Here is a 15,473-nt window from a genome sequence, read left to right as displayed (position 1 = left end):
CGGTGACTCGCGCGCGCCCGTATCTTCTTCGTCACCCGGCCTTCCACTGGCGCAGGAGCCGATCAAGGCAGGCGGCACCGGCACGGCGCGGCCGGAGGGCGCCGCGCCCTCCGGCTGGAACGCTCCAGAACGCGCGGGCCGCGCGCCTGGCGGCCGACAGACCTCCGGGCCCGCCGGACATAGGGCCCGGACGGAGGCGCCCCCGTCCCGGGCTGGAGGGACGGGGGCGCCTGCACCGGCCGGACGGCCACCGGAAGGCGGCCGGTCAGGTGATCGGGCTCAGGGCTCACTCGGTCAGGTGATCAGGCTCAGGGCTCGCTCGGTCAGGCCCTCGGGGGCCGTCTTCGGGGAGCCGGCGTTGAAGGGCGGCTGCGGGTCGTACTCGATGGCCAGTTGCACGCTCTGCGCCGTCTCCACGTCGCTCGCCAGCGCCAGCAACGTCAGCGCCATGTCGATCCCCGCCGACACTCCGGCCGCCGTCACGACCTTCCCGGCCGTGACCACGCGCTCGCTCACCGGCTCGGCCCCGTAGCGCGGCAGGAAGTCGAGGATGGCCCAGTGGCTGGTCGCCTTCTCCCCCGTCAGCAGCCCGGCCGCGCCGAGCAGGAGCGACCCGCTGCACACCGAGGTGGTCCACCGGGTGTGCTCGTGCGCCTGCCTGATCCAGCCCACCAGGGCCTCGTCGGACAGGGCGTCCAGGGTGCCGATGCCGCCGGGCACCACGATCACGTCCGGCGCCGACACGTCCTCGTACGACGCCGTGGCGGTGATCGAGAGCGTGCCGCGGTCGTCGGAGACCGGGCCGGGCTGCCCGGCGACGAACGTCACCGTGCACCCCGGCGCGAAGGCCAGCACCTGGTACGGCCCCACCGCGTCCAGCGCGGTGAACCGATCGTAAAGCGGAATGGCGACATGCATGGACTTACCTCTCCTTCGTCTGGAATCTGCGCCGGTGATCCCCCGGCGAGACGCGCCAGTGCCGCCTGAAGACGCGGTAGAGCGTCTCGGGCGTGCCGAGGCCCGACTCCCTGGCCACGGCGTCCAGGGGCAGGGAGGTCACCTCCAGCAACCGCCTGGCGGTGTCGGCCCTGCTGAGCTCGACGTACCGGCCCGGGGACAGGCCGGTCTGCTCGGTGAAGACCCGCGAGAAGTGCCGCTCGCTCATCCCGGCGCGCGCGGCCAGCGCGGGCACGCTGAGGTCGGCGCCCGGGTTCGCGTCGATGTAGGCCTGCAGCTCCCGCAGCGGCTCGCGGCGCGGCGTCATGGCCCGCATCGGCATGCTGAACTGGCTCTGCCCGCCGGGTCTGTGCAGGTAGACGACCAGGCCGCGGGCGACGCTCCCGGCCACCCCGTGGCCGTGGTCCCTGGCCACCAGCGCCAGCGCCAGGTCCACGCCGGACAGCACCCCGGCGGAGGTCCAGACGTGGCCGTCCTCGATGTAGAGGGGGTCGGCGTCCACCTCGACGCCCGCGTAGCGGCTCTTGAGCTCGCCGGCGACCAGCCAGTGCGTGGTGGCCCGCCGGCGTTCCAGCAGCCCGGCCTCCGCCAGCAGGAACGCGCCGTTGCAGACCGAGGCGACGCGCCGGGCCGAGGCCGCCAGCCGGACGATGCCGTCGATCAGCTCCCGGTCGCCGAGATGGCCGGGCACCGCGAGGCCGCCCGCCACCAGCAGCGTGTCGATCGCGCCCGTCACCTCGCCGAGCGGGGCGGCGGTGACCGTGACGCCGTTCGCCGCGGTCACGGCTCCGCCCTCGCCCGGCGCGACCAGCTCCACCCGGTAGCCGGCCTCGCCCAGGAGCAGGCTCGCCGTCCCGAAGACGTCGGCGGGACCGGCCATGTCGAGGAGCTGGAAACCGGGGAAGACGACGATCAGAATCCGTCGCTGCATGCCTTCATGCTGGTCGCGGGCCCGGCATGGCGTCAACGACAGGAATCTTGCACATTAGGCCACGGGGGTGCCGAGGACGACGACGGGCGCGTTCTCCGCGGTCACCTCCCCGGCGTCGAATCCCACGCCGGCGGCCTGCTCGATGAAGGCGAGCGCCGCGGCGCACCGGCCGTCGAAGTCGCCGGAATCGAGGCCGTCGAGCATGGCGCGCAGCCCGGCCAGGACGGCGGGGTCGCCGTCCTCCTCCCGGCGTTCGCCGAACACGAAGTCCCGCATGCGCGCCCTGATCCGGCCGCCGGCCGCGTAGAGCACCGTGTGGCCGCCGTTGACGCGCCAGCTCGCCATCCACACCCTGGCCCGCTCGCTGATCGCGCCGACGACCGGCTCGGGGAGGGCGTGGCCGGAGGTGAACTCCAGCAGCCCCCAGCCACCGTCATCCTCGAAGACGAAGAGCACGGGCGCGTCCGCCTCCAGCGCCTCCTCCGGCGGGTAGGCCATGACGCGCCGCTCGGGGTCGCGGCCGCCGTTCAGCCCCCATAAGCCGTTCAGCCGCCATAAGACGTCGTCGATGCCGGGCTCCTCGTCGAGGGGCTGCACGACGACCCAGCAGAGCGCGTCCAGCCAGCCGACGCGCCGGAACACCTCGCGGTAGTGATCGATCACCCGCACATCGAAACACGCCGAGAGCCCCCGGGGGCAGTACCCGGAGGCTCTCGCCGGAGATGGGCGGAGGGTGCTCAGCCCATGTGCGGGTAACGGTGGTCGGTCGGCGGCACGAACGTCTCCTTGATCGCGCGGGCGCTCACCCAGCGCGTCAGGTTGTGGATCGAGCCGGCCTTGTCGTTGGTGCCGGAGGCCCGGCCGCCGCCGAACGGCTGCTGGCCCACGACCGCGCCCGTCGGCTTGTCGTTGACGTAGAAGTTGCCCGCCGCGAAGCGCAGCCGCTCGGCGGCCGAGGCGATCGCGTACCGGTCCTGGGCGATGATCGAGCCGGTCAGCGCGTACGGGGCGATGCCCTCCATCTGGTCGAGCACCGTGTCGTAGTCGCGGTCCTCGTAGATGTGCACGCCGAGGATCGGCCCGAAGTACTCCTTGACGAAGATCTCGTCGGTCGGGTCGGCGCACTCCAGGACAGCAGGCTTGACGAAGTAGCCGACCGAGTCGTCGTAGGAGCCGGTGAGCACGTCGATGTTGCCCGCCGCCCGCGCCCGGTCGATCGCCTCCTTGTGCTTGGCGAAGGCCCGCGCGTCGATGACCGCGCCCATGAACGTCGACAGGTCGGCCGCCACGTCCCCGACCGTCAGCGACTCGGCGGTGGCGACGAAGTCGTCACGCATGCGGTTCCACACCGACCGCGGCACGTACGCCCGCGAGGCCGCCGAGCACTTCTGCCCCTGGTACTCGAAGGCGCCCCTGACCAGGGCCGTCGTGAGCACCGCCGGGTCGGCGGAGGGGTGCGCGAGCACGAAGTCCTTGCCGCCGGTCTCCCCGACGAGGCGCGGGTAGCCGTGGTAGGAGGCGATGTTCGCGCCGATCGTGCCCCACAGGTGCTGGAAGGTCGCGGTCGAGCCGGTGAAGTGGATGCCCGCCAGCGCCGGGTGCGGCAGGGCGACCTCGGAGACGGCCTGCCCGTTGCCGGTGACCAGGTTGATCACGCCCGGGGGCAGCCCGGCCGCCTCCAGCAGCCGCATCGTGAAGTGCGCGGCGAACTGCTGGGTCGGCGACGGCTTCCAGACCACGACGTTGCCCATGAGGGCCGCCGACGTCGGCAGGTTGCCGGCGATGGCGGTGAAGTTGAACGGCGTGATCGCCAGCACGAAGCCCTCGAGCGGCCGGTACTCCATCCTGTTCCACACGCCCGGCGAGGAGATCGGCTGGTCGGCGTAGAGCCGGCGGGCGTAGGCCACGTTGAAGCGCAGGAAGTCGATCAGCTCGCAGGCCGCGTCGATCTCCGCCTGCTGCACCGACTTGGACTGGCCGAGGATGGTCGCCGCGTTCAGCGTCGCCCGCCACGGGCCGGCCAGCAGGTCGGCCGCCTTGAGGAAGATCGCCGCGCGCTCGTCGAACGACAGCGACCGCCAGGCGGGGGCCGCCGCCAGCGCGCTGTCGATCGCGTCCCGCACGTCCTGGGCCGTAGCGTCGTTGGTACGGCCCAGGACGGAGGCATGCTGGTGCGGCTGCACCACGTCGATGGGGGCGCCACCGCCCGGGCGCTGCTCGCCGCCGATGGTCATGGTCAGGTCGAGGGACGCCCCGGCCAGCTCCTTGATGCGGTCCTCCAGCGCGACCCGCTCGGCGCTGCCGGGCGCGTAGCCGTACACGCGCTCGTTCGCGGGCACGGGGACGTTGCTGATGGCATCCATTTACTTACCCCCAAGGGCACGAAGGAAGAAGGCGACGTTGGCCGGGCGCTCCGCCAGGCGGCGCATGAAGTAGCCGTACCAGTCGTCGCCGTAGGGGACGTACACGCGGACCGTGTGACCGGCGCCGGCCAGGGCCTCCTGCCGGTCGGTCCTGATTCCGTAGAGCATCTGGAACTCGTGGTCGCCGATCGACCGCCCGAAGCGGTCGGCGAGCAGCTCGGTGATCGCGATCATCCGGTCGTCGTGCGTCGCCACCATGGGGTACCCCTTCCCCGCCATGAGGATGCGCAGGCATCGCACGTACGCCTTGTCGACGTCCGTCTTGTCCTGGTGCGCGACGGAGGCGGGCTCGCGGTAGGCGCCCTTGACCAGCCGCACGCGGGAGCCCTCCGAGGCCAGGTCGCGGCAGTCCTGCTCGCTGCGGAACAGGTACGCCTGGATGGCCACGCCGGTCGAGGGGTAGTCCTCGCGCAGCTTGCGCAGGATCGACAGCGTGGAGTCGACCGTGGTGTGGTCCTCCATGTCGAGCGTGACGGACGAGCCGTTGGCCGCGGCGGCGGCGCAGATCTCGCGGGCGTGCTCCAGGGCCATCGACTCGTCGAGCCGCTGCCCGACGGCCGACAGCTTGACCGACACCTCGCCCCGGTCGCCCAGGTTTAGCGGCGCGACGGTGCGCAGGAACGTGAGGTAGGCGTCGGCGGTGGCCTCGGCGGCGCGCGCGTCGAGCGTCTCCTCGCCGAGGTGGTCGACGGTCACGGCCAGGCCGGCGTCGCGCAGCCGTTCGATCGCGGCGCTGGCCTCCTGGACGCCTTCACCCGCGACGAACCGCTTCACGACCTTCTTCGTGAGCGGGAAGCCTGACACGGAGCGGCGTACGACACCGCTCCTGGAAGCGGCGAGCAGCAGTTGACCCAGCATGGGCCCAAGTCTAAAAACGCAGCTCAGAGGGGGCCATCGACGGGCGTAACGGCGGTTGTGGCAGGCTGTCGTACAAATGCACAACTCGGCAGACCTACAAGAGATCGTCGACGAGATCGCCGCCCGGCTGGGGGCGTCTGCGACGCTGGAGGACCGCTCGTTCCGGCTGCTGGCCTACGGCGCGCAGCACGGCGACATCGACACGGTCCGCCAGGAGTCGATCCTGCGCCGGCGCGCCACCGGCGAGGTGCGCGACTACTTCGAGCGCTACGGCATCGCCCGGGCCGGCGGCCCCGTCAGGATCCCCGCCGACGCCGAGCTGAAGGTCCTGGCCCGCATCTGCTGGCCGCTGCGCCACGCCGACGTCACCTACGGCTATCTGTGGCTGCTCGACTCGGGCGAGCTGACCGACCAGCGGCTCGCCGCCGCCGCGCCGCTCGTCGCGCGGGCCGCCGCCGCGCTCGCCCAGGAGGCCAGGAGCAGGCAGGACGTCGGGCGCGGCCTGCGCGCGTTGTTCTCCGCCGACCCCGAGGAGCGCGCGGAGGCCGAGGTCGAGACGCCGCCGGGCCCGGTCACGGCCATCGCCGTGCGCGAGTCGCAGGAGCGGGTGGCCGCGCTGTGGACGCTGCCCCGGGGCGTGCTGGCCCGCCCCGGCTCCCCCGTCGCCCTGCTCGCCCCCGCGCACCTGGCCGGCGAGGTGGCGCAGACCGTGCAGAGCGCGTACGGCACCGCGGCCGGCATCGGCGCGCCCCGGACCGACCCGGCCGACGCGTGGCTGAGCTGGCGCGAGGCCCGGCAGGCCCTGCGCGTCGCCGAGCACTTCCCGCGCCACGCGCCCATCGCCCGCTGGGAGGACCTGGGCGTGCACCGCCTGCTGGCCCGGCTGAGCCAGGCCGACCTGCGCGAGCTGGCCGCCGAGACCGCGGCGCTGGACGCCGAGCTGGCCCAGACGGTCGAGGTCTATCTGGACCGGGGCGGGCACGTGCAGAAGACGGCGGCCGAGCTCGGCATCCACCGGCAGACGTTGTACTACCGGCTGGGCAAGGCCGAACGCCTCACCCATCGCGACCTGTCGGACGGGGACGACCGCCTGGCCGTGCACCTGGCGCTCAAGGCCACCCGCCTCCGCGCCCGCGACACCCCGTGACAGCCGGACTCTTCCGAGGCCGCGAGCGCCCCCATGCCCGGCCCGCCCAAGACAACCGCCCCGCCCAGGACGCCCGGCCCGCCCAGGACACGGCCGGGCCGGGTGGCGGGGTCACTCGCCGAGGACCTGGCGGAGGGTGGCGGCGAAGCCTTCCGGGTCGCCGGGCGGCATGCCGTATTCGCCGCCCATGAACCCGCCGTGGTCGCTCGGAAAGGTCACGGGCTTGAGGCCGAGCCGCTCGGCCACCCCTTCTCCGCCGCGGTGGGCCAGCTGCCCCTGGGACTCGGCCCCGACGCCCACGACGATCCGGGTCGAGGCCGCGCGCAGCGCCGCGAAGTCGGGCTCGTAGTGGGTGCAGGTGATGAGGTTTTGCCCGAGCAGCGCGTCGTCGCGGGAGCCGTCGTCCTCGACCGGCAGCCCCATCTGGGCCGGGTCGGGCATGGGCCGGCGGGCGAAGTCGGCGGGGATCTCGCCCTCGTGGGAGGTGAGCGCGATGAACATCGCCATCGCGGGCCCGAAGCCGTCGCGCTGGTAGACCTCGCGCATGGCGGCGATGGCGGCCAGCGCGTGGTCGCGGTCGGGCAGCACCTTGGCGACCGGCGGCTCGTGCGCGACGAGCGTGCGCACCTGCCCGGGGTGCGCGGCCACCAGCGCCAGCGCGTTGACCGCGCCGCCGCTGCTGGCGAACACGTCGACGGGGCCGCCGCCGATCGCGCCGATCAGCCGGTGCAGGTCGTCGGCGTGCAGCTCGGGCGTCGACTCCGCGGCGCCGTCGGTGCGCCGGCTGCGGCCGGTGCCGCGCGGGTCGTAGGTCACCACCCTGCGGTCGCCGAAGAAGCCGGCCAGGCTGGTGAAGCCCGTGGCGTCCATCGGGGAGCCGATCAGCAGCAGGGCCGGCGCGCCGCTGCCCTCGCCCTCCCGCACGTCGTAGGCGAGCGTGGCGCCGGGCACGTCAAGGGTGTGGGTCTTCGGCTCGGTCATGTCGTCACTCCTTCGTCGATGGCCGCCAATGTAGACCCCGCCACCGACGAAAACCCGCCGCGCGCTCCCCGGCCCCGATCCCGCCCCGCCCGCCCCGCCCACCTCGGCGCGCACGATGGGCGCACGAGGGGGCACGCGAGGGGTGCACGAGGGGGCACGCGAGGGGCGCGCGAGGGGGCACGCGAGGGGCGCGCGAGGGGGCGCGCCTCACGACACGATGAGTCCCGCCTCGGCGAGCACGGACAGCAGCAGCCCGAGGCACAACAGCGCCACCGGCCACACCTTCTGGGTGAGCGCGATGACCATGCCCACGAGGAGGGCGGCGAGGGCGAGAAAGCTGAGAGCGTCCACGGAGGGTTCCTGCCCGCGTACGAGGAAGTCAGGCCCCCGACGCGCGGTGCGCGTGCGAGCGGAACGGCCGGTGAATCCCCGGAGAACTTTCATGATCGTTCCAGAGCGGCGGCGACCCTTTCTGCTTACATCTCCATGGCCGAAACTGCCGTCGAGCAAGGACCGAAAGTGAGGAGAAGCGCATGGCGCCCCCGGATCAGCCCGACTTCCTGGACCGGTTCACCGAGCTGCGGGAGACCGCGACGGCGGCGAACGGCCTGGTCAAGGTGGAGGTCGACGGCACCGGCGACCTGGTGGGGCTGCGTATCGACCCCCGGGCGATGCGCCTGCCGTCCGAGGAGCTGTCCGGGGCGATCAGGGACGCGTTCGGCCGGGCCCGCGCCGCCGCCCAGGAGCGCGCCACCGAGGCCATCCCCGAGGCGCTGCGCCAGGAGAGCCCCGAGCTGACCGCCCTCCTCCAGGACGTCAAGGCCGACGCCCACAGCAGCATGAACGAGATCCTCGTCGTCGCCAACGAGCTCACCATGCGGCTCGACCGGCTGATGCGCAACGCCTCCTGAACCCTCACGACCCCCGGGACACATGGACATGAGTGACGACGGCAACCCCGGCGAGACGCGGGTCGTCTTCGGCAGCAGGCTCGTCTCGGCGGCCTGGCTGGCCGAGACTGCCGACGGCCTGGACCGCGCGCTGACCGCCTCGCTCGGCCGGGCCGCCGGGGCGGGCGGCCCCGGCGCGGACGAGCGGCCGGGCAGGGAGTTCGACGTGGAGTTCGCGGGCCTGACCGACCTGGTGCGCGACGCCTTCGGCAGCACGTCGCGGGCCCTGCGCGACCGCGCCACGGGCGCCACGGCGTCGGAGCGCAACTACGTACGGGCCGAGCAGGCCAACGTGCAGGCCTCCGAGCGCCTGCGAGCTTCCGTGGAGGAATGGTGACCTGGGAACTTCCCGCCGCGCTCCAGCCGGTGCACGGCCTCGTCGCGCCGGAGGCGCCGTGGCGGCGCGAGGACGAGTCGCGCACGCTCGACGCGGCCGGCGCGTGGCTCGACCTCGCCGCCGCCTCCCAGAGCGGCCGCGCGCAGTCGCAGGACGCGGTCGCGCACGTCCGCGCGGCCGGCAACCTCGGCTCCGACGTCTCGGTCTTCGAGGACTCCTACGGCTTCGACGCGCAGCGCATGGACGACGACTTCCTGGCCAACGCCCTGGTCGGCACGGGGACGACCACGGTCGTCGTGCTGCGCACCGTCTGGAAGTACGTCGTCGTCCTGACCCTCATCGCGCTGCTGCTCTCGCTCGTCCGCGGCTTCCGGCTCGGCCCGGCGCTGGGCGCGCTGTTCGCCAGGCAGCAGGTCCTGGGCGCCCGCAAGGCGCTCGGCGCCGCCCTGGGCCAGGTGGAGCGGAACATCGCGACCGGCGCGCTCAACTCCCTCCACGTCGCCAAGCGGCTGCTCGCCCGCGGCATGGTCATCCCCGCGCTCCAGACGGCCGGGGTGGCGGCCAACATGCTCTCCCTCGACCCGTACGACGACAACCCGGAGGCCCGCAGGGACGCCGAGGCCGTCCTGCGCCAGACGCCCGAGGGCCGTGAGGCCCTGAGGTACGCCGCGGAGCACGGCATCACCGCCCTGTTCCAGCAGGACCGCAACTCGGTCTGGTCCGACTACAACCGTGACCTCAACGTCGTCCGCATCGGCGGGGCGGGCACGGCGAGCGCGGAGTCCCTGGCCGCCGAGTACGTCCGCCAGGTCGAGATGCTCAAGGACCGCTGGAACCCGAGCCCCATGAGCGACGGCTACATGGAGGCGCGGGAGAAGGAGGAGCGGGCGGCCAACCAGGCGGCGTACCGGATGGGCAGCCAGCTCGGCCACGAGCAGGAGGCCCGCGAGCGCTTCCTGGAGGGCGGCCACGGCTCCGGCTACCAGCAGCGTTGGCGGGAACGCGAGGACGGCCTGGAGCAGGCGATCCTCGGCGGCCCCTTCAGGCTCTTCAACGACGGCCCCCTCGACTTCACCTGACACCGCCGCCGCGACCGGCCGGTGCGCCGCCCCCGCCCGGCCTGGCACCCTCGCCGGTCAGGCCACCGCGCTCCTGCGCGAATACGGCCCCGTCCACGCGGGCTCGCCGGCCGGCGACTTCGGCGTCATCGACCTGGACGACGCGCCGGGCTAACTCCGGCGACCGTGCCGGATGTTCGAGAGATTTCCGATGTCAGCAGAGAAGGCCGTAGTAGCTGTGCGGTCTGGCGGTATGGGCGGCGACGTGTCCAGGACATGCCGCATCGCCAGGCGGCGCGCCAGAGGGAACGCGCCCGAGCCGTCCGCCGAGAGCCCGGAAGAACGGCCGAAGAGCGTGCTGTGGTGGACTGCCCCTGTGAGACAAGATGACGTTGATGGTTCATCGGGCACACGGAGCGGCGAACGTGAGTGATTACGACGTGTTCCTCGCCGATTGTCCCGCCCGCAGCACGCTGAAACTGATCGCCGACACCTGGTCGGTGGTCGTGGTGTTCGGGCTGGGCCGCGGCCCGCAGCGCTACAGCGACCTGCGCGACCGGATCGGCGGGATCAGCAACAAGATGCTCACCCAGACGCTCCGCAGGCTGGAGCGCAACAACCTCGTCCAGCGGCGGAATCTGGCCACCGCGCCCGCGGGCGTGGAGTACCGGTTGACCGAACTCGGCCACAGCCTGCTCCAGCCGGTGACGGTGCTGGCCCGGTGGGCCGAGGAGCACGCCGAGGACCTCGCCGGCGACGACGGCACCTGACTGCGCAGGGAACCCGTCGGTTCCCTGCGCCTTCCTAGCATGCGGTGCATGAGAATCGGAATCTTCGGCGCCGGGGCGATGGCCGACGCGCTCGGCACCCGGTGGGCCGCCGCCGGCCACGAGTTGATGATCAGCGGCCGTACGCCGGACAAGGCCCGAGCCCTGGCCGGCAAGTGGGGCGCCCGCACCGGTAGCTTCGAGGAAGTGGCCCAGTTCGCGGACGCCGCCCTGATCGCCGTGCTCTACCAGGGAATGCCGTCCACGCTGGCCCGGATCGGCGGCGCGCTGGGCGGCAAAGTGATCATCGACTGCAACAACCCGGTTGAGGTCGAGCACTTCACCCTGGTCACCGCACCCGGCAACTCGATGGCCCAGGAGATCGAGCGGGCCACCGGCGGGCATGTCGTCAAGGCGTTCAACCTCTGCCACGCGCGGGTCTGGCAGATGGACCCACCGGTGTTCGACGGCCGCCGCCTGTTCGTGCCCTACTGTGGTGACGATCCCACCGCGTTGGACACCACTCGCCGGCTGATCGCCGACATCGGCTGCGAGCCGCTGCCTGTCGGCGATCTCCGGCACGCTCACCACCTCGAAGCGATGGCCGCGATCGTGATCTCGCTGCTGTTCGGCGGACGCGACCCGCTCACGGTCTTCAACCTCGTCGACGTTGCCACCGTCCCCACGGGGACCGGCTCGGCGGGGTAAAGGCCGGCACTGACATCTGAACAGACCGTCAGACCGCTCATGGGCCCTCGCGGGCTACGACAAGTGGGTGCGGTAGTCGCTGCCGGCCCAGGACTTGGTGAAGGTGGGCCGGGCCGGCAGCGGCGGCCCACCGAGCCGCGTCCGGCACCCGGCGGATTCGCCCCCCCGGAACCAGCTCGTCGGACGCGCTGGCCGCGAACAGCGCCGATCCGTACGTGTCGTACAGATCCTGCCCGGTGGTCGGGCACGCGACCAAGGCAGCACTCCAGATTGATAGGGATCGGTCCCTGCCGGCTAAACTTTAGGGAACGAACCCTAACATCGCAATCGGGAAGGGCGCCGTGCACAGAACCGCCGACAAGACCAGAGCCCACGTCCTGGAGGTCGCGGGCGAGCTGTTCTACCGCAAAGGCATCCGGGCCACCGGCGTCGACCTGGTCGCGGCCGAGGCCGACGTCGCCCCCACCACCCTGTACCGGCTCTTCACCTCCAAAGACGGCCTGGTAGGCGCCTACGTCCAACGCACCCACCAGGACTTCGAGAACCTCGTGAGCACGGTGATCGAGGCCGCCGGGCCCGACCCGCGCGACCAGATCCTCGCCATCTTCGAGACCGTCTTCACACAAGTCACCTCCGAGCGATACCGCGGCTGCCCCATGCTGATGGCACTGGCCGAGTTCCCCGACCCCGACCTGCCCGCCCACCGCAACGCCGTCGCGGCCAAATCCTGGCTCCGCGCCACCATCGGCCACCTGACCGAACGGCTCGGCGTCGACGACCCCGCCGAAATGGCCGACCACCTCATGCTGGTCTTCGAAGGCCTGCACGCGTCCAGCCAGTCCCTCGGCCCGGACGGTCCCGCCAAACGGGGACGAAGCCTGGTCCAGAGCATCCTCGCAACCGCCGCACCATCACCCAGCCGGCCGGTAGCGAGCCCATACGGGGGCCTGCCGAGCCACGAGCTGAGCTGATCGCTCTCGCGAAGGGGCGCACTGGCAGGAGAGCGGCGAAGACCGGCGGTTTTCGCGATCGGTTGACCGTGTTGGCGACGACGGGCTCCAGGCGCGGCCCAAGGGCTGCGATCCCGCCAAGATGGCCTGCGCCAACTTCCAGCCGGCCGGCCCCGAAGTGATCGCCGGGGTAGAGCCGCTCGGTCAGGTAGCTCCCCCGTACGGCGTCGAGCCCTTCCCGGCTGGGACCAGGCGGCACGAGCTTGTCGTCTTCCCCGTGCAGCCACAACGTCGGCAGGTCTCCGAACGTGCCGCCCTTGGCGATCGTGGCCATCGCTGTGACGAATGCCTCCAGGGTGGCCCGCCTGAATGCCCCCGTCCACACCAGCGGGTCGGCTCCAGCGGCCTCTCCCACGGAGGGGTCGCGGGAGAGCATGGACGGGTCGAGGGGAGCGTCGGGAATCTCGTCGAAGGAGAGCAGCGTGGAGACGACCTCCCACCGGCCGATCACGGGCGCGGAAAGGACGAGCGCGGCCAGGCCGGCGCCGTACCGCTGGGCGTAGCGGGCGGCGATCATGCCGCCCATCGAGTGGCCGATCGCCACCACGGGCACACCGGGATGGTCCTCCCGGGCACGTTCCTCGACCGTGTGCACGTCGGTGACCACGTCCTCAAAATCCTCGATCAGCGCGCGCTCACCCCCGGACTTGCCGTGACCGACATGATCCACGCCGTAGACGGCCGCGCCGTGCCGGACGAGCCGGTCGGCCACGTACTCGTAGCGGCCCACGTGCTCACCGTAGCCGTGGATCAGCAGAGCCACGTAACGCGGCCGGTCGCGGGGCCATTCCCGCACCATGTTGCGTCCCCGGACACCGGTGACGCGATACTCTCGCGACTCGTTCATTGCTCACTCCTGGACGCACGTCTCGGCTACACGAAAGGGCCGGCTCGGCGGCGCGGAAGGCCCGCCACACCGCCTCACCGGTGTCACGCGGACTTGGACACGATGTCCGGGGCAGAGCCGGCTCCCGGACTCTCGTCAACAACCGGCGGCTTGAGGAAGCCGGTGGCCCAGGCGACCGGGATGGCGATCACGGCGATGATCAGGCCGGTGATCACCGGGGCGGACGAGGAGAAGTTGCCGATCGCCGCGCCACCGGCGACCGATCCGGCGGCGATGCCCACGTTGGCCGCCGAGGCCGGCAACGACGACGCCAGCGCGCCCCCGGGGCCGGCCAGGTTGACCACGCGGTACTGCAGCGATGGCACCATGCCCATGGCGAACAGCCCCCAGGCCAGCAGCGCCAGCACCACGAGGAACGCGATCGCGCCCACCAGGTAGAGCGCCAGCAGGCTGATGGCCACCCCGATCGTCCCCACGGTCAGGGTGCGGGAGGCGTTGCTGTCGGCGAAGCGGCCGCCGGCGATGGAGCCGGCCGCGCTGGCGGCGCCGTAGGCCAGCAGGAAGGCGCTGATCAGGGCGCCGGAGATGCCAGTGACATTCTCCAGGAAGGGCACGATGTAGGTCAGGGCCGCATACAGCGACGCGAACCCCAGGGCTTGCAGGGCGAGCATGGCGAGCACCCGCGGGGCGAAGGCGTACCTGGCCTGGTCGCCCGCTCGCACGCTGGCACCGGCCACGGACGGCACCAGCGGGAGCGTCGCGAGCAGGGCGACCACGGCCAGCGCCACGACGGCGATGAACGAGCCGCGCCAGCCGAGCTGCTGGCCGATCAACGTGCCCAGCGGCACGCCCAGTGCTCCCGAGACCGCGAAACCACCGAAGACCGCGGAGATTGCCTGGCCCATACGCTCCGGCGGCACGATCGAGGTGCCGACGATGAACGCGACGGCGACGAACAGGCCACCGAGCGCGCCGGTGAAGGCGCGTGCGGCGACGAACAGGGTGTAGTCGGCGATCAGCACCGGCACCAGATTGCCCACGGCGGACAGCAGGAGTGCCCCGGCCAGAACGGTGCGTTTGTTCAGCTTGATCGTCAATGCGGTGAGGAGCGGACCGCCGATGGCCACACCGAGGGCGTACGCGGTCACGAGTGCGCCGGCCGCGGAGATGGACACCTTGAGGTCGGTGGCGATCACATTGAGCACGCCGACCGGGAGCAGTTCGGCGCTGCCCAGCACGAACGTTCCCAGGAACAGCGTCGCCAAGGCCAGGGCAGTCTTCCGTTGGCTCTGCGCCGCTTGCTGCCTCTTCATGCGGACCCTTTCTCGTCTTGTCGCGTTCTTGCTCTGTCGCGCCGAACGCGGTTGCCACGGCGAACGGCCGCCGAGCTGACCGGCTGCTCGGTGGCCGGAGCGGCGCCGCGATGTTAGGGATCGTTCCCTACCCGCAGGACTATAGGGAACGATCCCTAACATTGGCAACGGGACCCGGAACCCCGGATTCCGGCCTCCTCCCCTGCTTTCGCGGGGATCAGCGCGGTGAGGGTCGCAGCATGTCGATGGTCGCGGTCGCGTCGCCGGTGTGATGGCAGACGTGGGCGAGTGCCAGAAGCGCCGCGTGGCGAGCCGCGCCAGCTCCCAGTACGGCCGCACGGCCAGCCGCGTGCCGGCGATGGGCAGAGCGAGGGGAAGCTGCCCGCAGGCGGCGCCGAGGTCGTCGGCGCCCGGCATCTGTCTCGGTCAGCGGCCTGGCGACGCGGCGGCCGGCCCCCACATGGCCCCACCTGAAGATCGCGTAAGGTGCACAGCTTTCCGGATGCCGAACAAAAAGGCCAGCCGACCTGGGCTATCACCCAGGCGCGCTGGCCTTTTCAACCGTCGGGACGACAGGATTTGAACCTGCGACCCCTTGACCCCCAGTCAAGTGCGCTACCAAGCTGCGCTACGTCCCGGATCGAGCTGTGTCGGCCGCCCCCTGCGGGGCGGGACGTCATAACCTTAGCGCACATCGGAGGTGTGCGCGTACACGGAAACCGGAGCGGAGGCGGCAGGTGGGGCGTAAGGCGACCATCGATCGGAAGGAGCTGGCCAGGCTCGTCGCCGAGGGCAGGAGCGTGCAGGAGCTGGCCGCTCACTTCGGGGTCAGCGAGTCGGGGGTGCTGCAGGCCAAGCGGGCCGCCGGGCTGGCCAGGCCGATGCTCGACCACAGCGCCGCCCTGCCCTGGAAGCTGGCCCGCGCGCACGCCCAGTCCGGGCCCGCCACGAACCTGCGGAACCTGTCGGCCGCCGCCCAGGGCAAGCCGCCGGCGGCCGAGCGGCTGAACACGGCGCTGCGCTGGGCCCAGCGGCTCGTCGACGCGGGGCTCGACGTCCGGTACGACGCCGCCGACGGGTTCACGGAGGTCCCGGCGGCCCCGCAGGGCTCCCATGTCGCGTCCGTGCTGGCAGCGGCCAGGAAGGTGCTCGAAGCCCGCTGAGAACGGCGTTTCGACCTGCCGTT

The 15,473-nt window shown here is 72.0% G+C and carries 16 protein-coding genes, 1 tRNA gene and 1 pseudogene; 8 read left to right on the top strand and 10 right to left on the bottom strand.

All coding sequences use genetic code 11. The annotated features are described in order from the left end of the window. Positions 1-294: 294 nt before the first annotated feature. From IO39_RS46110 to IO39_RS46090, 5 genes are all read right to left on the bottom strand, one after another. On the bottom strand, positions 295-918 hold the full coding sequence (locus IO39_RS46110) for a DJ-1/PfpI family protein (RefSeq protein WP_043639042.1): 624 nt from the start codon (positions 916-918) through the stop codon (positions 295-297). Between the two features lie 4 nt (positions 919-922). Continuing rightward, entirely contained in the window at positions 923-1,888 is a 966-nt protein-coding gene (locus IO39_RS46105; protein WP_043639039.1) for a GlxA family transcriptional regulator, read from the bottom strand. 54 nt (positions 1,889-1,942) lie between these two features. Then, on the bottom strand, positions 1,943-2,551 hold the full coding sequence (locus IO39_RS46100; protein ID WP_043639035.1) for a hypothetical protein: 609 nt from the start codon (positions 2,549-2,551) through the stop codon (positions 1,943-1,945). A 74-nt stretch (positions 2,552-2,625) separates the two neighbouring features. Continuing rightward, positions 2,626-4,251, bottom strand: a complete 1,626-nt coding sequence (pruA, locus tag IO39_RS46095; RefSeq protein WP_043639032.1) for an L-glutamate gamma-semialdehyde dehydrogenase — start codon at positions 4,249-4,251, stop codon at positions 2,626-2,628. Next, entirely contained in the window at positions 4,252-5,169 is a 918-nt protein-coding gene (locus tag IO39_RS46090) for a proline dehydrogenase family protein (protein ID WP_043639029.1), read from the bottom strand. 76 nt (positions 5,170-5,245) lie between these two features. Between IO39_RS46090 and IO39_RS46085 the strand changes: the two genes are divergently transcribed. Further along, complete coding sequence (locus IO39_RS46085; RefSeq protein ID WP_043639026.1) at positions 5,246-6,316, top strand: PucR family transcriptional regulator; 1,071 nt, start codon at positions 5,246-5,248, stop codon at positions 6,314-6,316. 111 nt (positions 6,317-6,427) lie between these two features. Here the strand turns inward: IO39_RS46085 and IO39_RS46080 are convergent, their stop codons facing one another. Further along, positions 6,428-7,297: an alpha/beta fold hydrolase gene (locus tag IO39_RS46080; protein WP_043639023.1), complete on the bottom strand. Its 870-nt coding sequence runs from the start codon at positions 7,295-7,297 to the stop codon at positions 6,428-6,430. A gap of 207 nt (positions 7,298-7,504) precedes the next feature. After that, on the bottom strand, positions 7,505-7,648 hold the full coding sequence (locus IO39_RS55680; protein ID WP_157549877.1) for a hypothetical protein: 144 nt from the start codon (positions 7,646-7,648) through the stop codon (positions 7,505-7,507). Between the two features lie 182 nt (positions 7,649-7,830). Here IO39_RS55680 and IO39_RS46075 point away from each other — a divergent pair, with 182 nt between their 5' ends. From IO39_RS46075 to IO39_RS58565, 6 genes and pseudogenes are all read left to right on the top strand, one after another. Beyond that, positions 7,831-8,208 carry a YbaB/EbfC family nucleoid-associated protein gene (locus tag IO39_RS46075; protein ID WP_043639020.1) on the top strand — a complete coding sequence of 126 codons (378 nt, stop codon included), beginning with the start codon at positions 7,831-7,833 and terminating at the stop codon, positions 8,206-8,208. A 28-nt stretch (positions 8,209-8,236) separates the two neighbouring features. Beyond that, the gene (locus IO39_RS46070) at positions 8,237-8,584 is read left to right on the top strand and encodes a hypothetical protein (protein WP_157549875.1); all 348 of its coding nucleotides are present in this window, start codon (positions 8,237-8,239) and stop codon (positions 8,582-8,584) included. Next, positions 8,581-9,663, top strand: a complete 1,083-nt coding sequence (locus tag IO39_RS46065; RefSeq protein WP_043639013.1) for a hypothetical protein — start codon at positions 8,581-8,583, stop codon at positions 9,661-9,663. The genes IO39_RS46070 and IO39_RS46065 overlap by 4 nt, the downstream gene beginning before the upstream one ends. A gap of 404 nt (positions 9,664-10,067) precedes the next feature. Further along, complete coding sequence (locus IO39_RS46060; RefSeq protein WP_043639010.1) at positions 10,068-10,412, top strand: winged helix-turn-helix transcriptional regulator; 345 nt, start codon at positions 10,068-10,070, stop codon at positions 10,410-10,412. Positions 10,413-10,460: 48 nt separating this feature from the next. Beyond that, complete coding sequence (locus IO39_RS46055) at positions 10,461-11,117, top strand: NADPH-dependent F420 reductase (RefSeq protein WP_084774701.1); 657 nt, start codon at positions 10,461-10,463, stop codon at positions 11,115-11,117. 341 nt (positions 11,118-11,458) lie between these two features. Next, positions 11,459-11,617 (top strand): annotated as a pseudogene (locus IO39_RS58565) (TetR/AcrR family transcriptional regulator); the annotation flags it as partial. 301 nt (positions 11,618-11,918) lie between these two features. On the opposite strand, the gene IO39_RS53885 reads toward IO39_RS58565, so the two are convergent. The 3 genes from IO39_RS53885 to IO39_RS46040 form a co-directional block, all read right to left on the bottom strand. After that, on the bottom strand, positions 11,919-12,974 hold the full coding sequence (locus tag IO39_RS53885) for an alpha/beta hydrolase (protein ID WP_084774637.1): 1,056 nt from the start codon (positions 12,972-12,974) through the stop codon (positions 11,919-11,921). Positions 12,975-13,057: 83 nt separating this feature from the next. Beyond that, the gene (locus tag IO39_RS46045; protein WP_043639007.1) at positions 13,058-14,287 is read right to left on the bottom strand and encodes an MFS transporter; all 1,230 of its coding nucleotides are present in this window, start codon (positions 14,285-14,287) and stop codon (positions 13,058-13,060) included. A gap of 564 nt (positions 14,288-14,851) precedes the next feature. Beyond that, positions 14,852-14,925, bottom strand: a tRNA-Pro gene (locus tag IO39_RS46040). A 99-nt stretch (positions 14,926-15,024) separates the two neighbouring features. Here IO39_RS46040 and IO39_RS46035 point away from each other — a divergent pair. Beyond that, on the top strand, positions 15,025-15,450 hold the full coding sequence (locus IO39_RS46035) for a hypothetical protein (RefSeq protein WP_043639004.1): 426 nt from the start codon (positions 15,025-15,027) through the stop codon (positions 15,448-15,450). Positions 15,451-15,473: the final 23 nt, after the last annotated feature.

Origin of the sequence: Nonomuraea candida (genome assembly GCF_000725485.1) — a bacterium.
Classification (GTDB): Bacteria; Actinomycetota; Actinomycetes; order Streptosporangiales; family Streptosporangiaceae; genus Nonomuraea; species Nonomuraea candida.
This window is presented reverse-complemented; position numbering and strand designations above follow the sequence as displayed.